This window comes from Actinomyces sp. MRS3W (genome assembly GCF_032465695.1).
In the GTDB taxonomy this organism is placed as follows: domain Bacteria; phylum Actinomycetota; class Actinomycetes; order Actinomycetales; family Actinomycetaceae; genus Actinomyces.
Window position 1 is genome coordinate 1 of the sequence record NZ_JAWDJJ010000018.1, and the last position, 4,461, is coordinate 4,461.

5 protein-coding genes are annotated in these 4,461 nt (G+C 72.0%); 4 read left to right on the top strand and 1 reads right to left on the bottom strand.

All coding sequences use genetic code 11. The features are described 5' to 3' along the window. Window positions 1-95 precede the first annotated feature (95 nt). The 4 genes from RWX45_RS00410 (at window position 96) to RWX45_RS00425 (ending at window position 3,478) form a co-directional block, all read left to right on the top strand. Window positions 96-725 (top strand): DUF177 domain-containing protein, encoded by a 630-nt coding sequence (locus RWX45_RS00410; RefSeq protein WP_316021820.1) that lies wholly within the window; start codon window positions 96-98, stop codon window positions 723-725. Next, a complete protein-coding gene (rnc, locus tag RWX45_RS00415; RefSeq protein WP_316021821.1) occupies window positions 725-1,597 on the top strand; it encodes a ribonuclease III in 873 nt (290 codons plus the stop codon). Before RWX45_RS00410 ends, rnc begins: the two co-directional genes overlap by 1 nt. Before the next feature lie 5 nt (window positions 1,598-1,602). Beyond that, on the top strand, window positions 1,603-2,634 hold the full coding sequence (gene mutM / locus RWX45_RS00420) for a bifunctional DNA-formamidopyrimidine glycosylase/DNA-(apurinic or apyrimidinic site) lyase (protein ID WP_316021822.1): 1,032 nt from the start codon (window positions 1,603-1,605) through the stop codon (window positions 2,632-2,634). Between the two features lie 190 nt (window positions 2,635-2,824). Further along, window positions 2,825-3,478: a response regulator transcription factor gene (locus RWX45_RS00425; RefSeq protein ID WP_316021823.1), complete on the top strand. Its 654-nt coding sequence runs from the start codon at window positions 2,825-2,827 to the stop codon at window positions 3,476-3,478. 764 nt (window positions 3,479-4,242) lie between these two features. On the opposite strand, the gene RWX45_RS00430 is transcribed toward RWX45_RS00425, so the two are convergent. Further along, window positions 4,243-4,461 (bottom strand): hypothetical protein (locus RWX45_RS00430; protein WP_316021824.1); only part of this gene is annotated, 219 nt, incomplete at its 5' end.

Consider the following 4,461-nt stretch of genomic DNA (forward strand, 5'->3'; position numbering starts at 1 on the left):
CACGTGTACCGGCCCGCCCACCTACGGGTACATTCGCGTTCGCGGCGCGCCGCCCACCGGCGGCAGGCGCACCCACACCCACCAGGAGGAACACCATGGCCACCACGGCCGGACTCGTCGTCGACATCATCGACCTCCCGCAGCAGACCGGGGCGATCAAACAGGTTCACGTGGAAGCCCCCGCCCCGGCCGACCTCGGCACCGAGATGATCGGGGCCCCGGAGGGCAGCCCGATGGTCGTCGATGCCGAACTGACCAGCCTCGACAACGGCGTCCTCGCCCGCGGACGGGCCGACGTCCACATCCACGGCCAGTGCGTGCGCTGCCTGCGCGACATCGACGACGACGTCACCGTCTCCTTCGACGAGCTCTACTTCACCCCGGAGGCTGCCGCGGCCCAGGCCGATGAGGGAGATGAGGAGGCCGACGCGCTGTTCACCGTTGACGGCACCTCGCTCGACCTGGAACGCGCCCTGCGCGACGCCCTGGTGCTGACCCTGCCCTTCCAGCCGCTGTGCCGGGAGGACTGCGCCGGGCTGTGCTCCGAATGCGGGGAGCGGCTCGACGACCTGCCCCCCGACCACCACCACGAGCAGCTCGACCCGCGCTGGTCAGCGCTCGCCGACCTGCTTGCCGACTCAGCGGCGGACGGGGAGGACGCCGCAGACTCGGCGGCTGGGGCGGCGGAATCCGGCTCCGCGAACGACGCCGAGGAGCGCCCCTGATGGCGGGCCGCCGCAAGGCCAAGCGCGCAGTCCCACCGGCGCGTGACGACGTCGACGTGCTCGTGTACCGCTGGGGTGAGCGCATCGACACCGACCTGCTCGACCTGGCCCTCACCCATCGTTCCTGGGCGCACGAACACGACGGTCTGCCCACCAACGAGCGCCTGGAGTTCCTCGGCGACTCGGTGCTCGGCATCATCGTCACCGAGAATCTGTACCGCGCCCACCCGGACCTGCCCGAGGGGCAGCTGGCCAAGATGCGGGCCGCCACCGTTTCCGAGCCGGCCCTGGCGGCCGTCGCTCGCGACCTGGGGCTCGGCGAGTTCATCAAACTCGGCAAAGGGGAGGCCCTGTCCGGCGGCCGCGACAAGGACTCCATCCTGTCCGACACTGTGGAGGCACTCATCGGCGCCACCTACCTCACCACCGGGCTGGAACCGGTGCGCGCCGTCGTCGAGCGGCTGGTCGCCCGCTTCCTCGACGATGCCGGCATGCGCGGCGCCGGCCTGGACTGGAAGACCAGCCTGCAGGAGCTCACCGCCGTGCACTCCCTGGGCAATCCCACCTACGAGGTGACCAGCACCGGCCCGGACCACCAACGCGTGTTCACCGCCCAGGCGATCGTCGACGGCGAGGTGCGCGGCGAGGGGTCCGGCAGCTCCAAGAAGATCGCCGAGCATGCCGCGGCCGAGGCCGCCTACGCCACCATCCTGGCCGCCCGCGGCGACGGCGGACTGGTGTTGCCCGGGGTCAACGACGCCCTGCGCGCCGACCTCGCCGCAAGCACTGGTGGCGCCCCGAGCCCGGCTGCGGGCGCGGCGCGCACCGCCGCCTCTGCCCCGGCGCCCGGCGCCGTCGACCCGCGCGGCTGAGCACCATGCCGGAGCTCCCCGAGGTCGAAACCGTCCGCGCCGGTCTGGCCCGCCACCTGACCGGCCGGGTCGTGGACCGCATCGAGGTCCTCGATGCCAGGGTGCTGCGCCAGCACGAGGGCGGGGCCGAGGCCTTCATGCAACAACTCGCCGGCCGCACCTTCACCGCCGCCGTGCGCCGCGGCAAGTTCCTGTGGCTGCCACTGGACGACGGCAACGCCTTGGTCGCGCACCTGGGCATGAGCGGACAACTGCTCGTGCACGGCACCGCGGCCCGCACCGCCGACGCGGCTGCCCGTGCCGCGCACGCCCGGGAGTACCTGGGCGACCCTGAGGCCGCGCACCCGGATCTGACCGCCACACGTGCCCCGCAGCCGCCCGCGGACTCCTCCGCCCGGCCGCGGCACCTGCGGGTGCGCCTGCACCTGCGCCCCGCACCCGGCGACGCGCCCGACGGCGCCGCCCTCGACCTGGTTGACCAGCGCATGTTCGGGGGCCTGCACCTCAGCGCACTCGTACCCACCGCGGACGGCGCCCCCGGAGGCGTGGGCAGCCCCGCACCGCTCATCCCCGCTACCGTCACTCACATCGCCCGCGACCTGCTCGACCCGCATCTGGACCGGGTTGCCGTCGTCGCCAAGCTGCGGCGCTCCAGCCGGGCGATCAAGACCCTACTCATGGACCAGACCCTCGTCTCCGGCGTCGGCAATATCTACGCCGACGAGGGACTGTGGGCCGCCCGCCTGCACGGGCGCCGCCGCGGAAACCAGATCGGCCCGCGGGTGGCGGCCCGGCTCCTGGACGCCACCGGCGAGGTGATGGAACGGGCTCTGGCCGCCGGGGGCACCAGTTTCGACGCCCTGTACGTGGATGCCGACGGCGCCGCCGGCTTCTTCGCCCGTTCCCTGGCCGTCTACGGCCGAGCGGGGCAGCCGTGCCGGCGCTGCGGCACTGCGCTGCGTACCGAGACGATTGGCGGCCGCAGCCACGTGTTCTGCCCCCGCTGCCACACTCGTCCGCGCAACCGGCGGGCGTAGCCATCCGGCCGACCGGTCCAGAGGGTCGGCGCGATCGGTTGCCGGGGCGGGTGAGCGTCGGCAACCGCCGGCCCCGGGGCACCCGCGCGCACTCCGGCGGAGTCACGTTGTGACAACGGCTGTCACGTGGACCGTGGTGGCTTACCGGCGGTATGTGACGTAGGTCCCCGCTGCTGGTAATGTCCGGTCTATGCAGAGTGCTTCCGCGCCCGAGGCCGTCCGCGTCATGATCGTGGACGATCACGAGATCGTACGCCGTGGTATCGCAGAGATTATCGACCGCGCCAGCGGGCTCGACGTCGTCGCCGAGGCCGGCTCCAAGGCGGAGGCCATCCGTCGTGCTGAACTCATGCGGCCCGACGTCGTGCTCGTCGACCTGCAGCTGCCCGACGGCACCGGCATCGAACTCATGCACGCGCTGCGCGAGGCCGTCCCCGAGGCCCTGCCGATCGTGCTGACCTCCTTCGACGACGACGAGGCCCTCGCCGAGTCCCTTGAAGCCGGCGCCCGTGCCTACCTGCTCAAGACGGTGCACGGCGCCGAGATCAGCGACGTCGTCCGCGCGGTTGCCTCCGGGCGCGTGCTGCTCGATGAGCGCACGGTTACGCGCCGCCGCGCCGACCACGATGACCCCACCGCCGATCTGACCAACGCCGAGCGCAAGGTCCTCGAGCTCATCGGTGACGGGCTGTCCAACCGGGAGATCGGCGAACGGCTCGGAGTGGCGGAGAAGACCGTGAAGAACCACATCACCTCGCTGCTGGCCAAGATGGGGTTACAGCGGCGCACCCAGGTCGCCGCCTGGGTGGCCGGCCAGCGCGCCTCCGGCTGGCGCCGCAACTGAGCCGAGCCGACGATTCCACCGAGCCGTCGCGGCAGCGGACTACCTGGCCGCCCGTCGCGGTGTTCGCGCCCCTCTTTTCACCGAAACCGGCACTTATAACGCACCGAAACCGGCACTAATGACGTGCCGAGACCGGCACTTGTAACGTGCCCAATCCGGTCGATGTGACGAGGCCGGGGCGGTCGTGGCTCGACGCGTCCGCGGCGCCCCAGGGGCATCGGCTGTGCATGAGGGTGCCAAGCGTCGGCGTTCTTGATGCGGTGCGGCGACCGTCCCTGGCCCCCTGGGGCTTGCGTCGGGCGCGCTGCCCCGGGTGTGCTCTCACCGGTGGGGCTCGAACACGACCAGGGCAGGCCAGGAGTCCTGCGTCAGCGCGCGGTACTCAACCCCAAGACGGACAGCCCAGCTGTCGACATCCCGGCCGCTGGTGCCCGGCCGGGCGCGTCCGGTTGGGGCGAGGGCCGCGCCAGGACGACCCGAACCCAGCGCTCCGACACCGACACGCACTGGCCACCAACCACACCGACCGGTCACGGCACGTCACAAGTGCCGGTTTCGGTACGTCATTAGTGCCGGTCTCGGCATGTTACAAGTGCCGGTTTCGGTGCGTTATAAGTGCCGGTTTCGGCAACACCACGCTACGGGTCGGCTCACTCTGGCCTGCGCCGCACCCACGCACACCGCCCTACGCCCTTGGAATCAACCATCTAGGGTGCCGAACCGTCGCGGCGGCGAATTCCGGTCGCGCCTCGCGCGCCAGCGGGCTACCTGGCCACCCGCGGCGGCACGCTCGTCAGGGGGCCCAGCGGCACCCGCCAGGTGAAGCAGGTGCCCCGTCGTTCGCCGTCGGAGCGGGCGCGCGGGCCGATGACGAAGCTGCCGCCATGACGCCGGGCCCGTTCGGCCATATTGGCCGTGCCCGAGCGGCGGGTCACCGTCGGATCCACGCCGACGCCGTCGTCGCGGCACACCACCTCCACCAC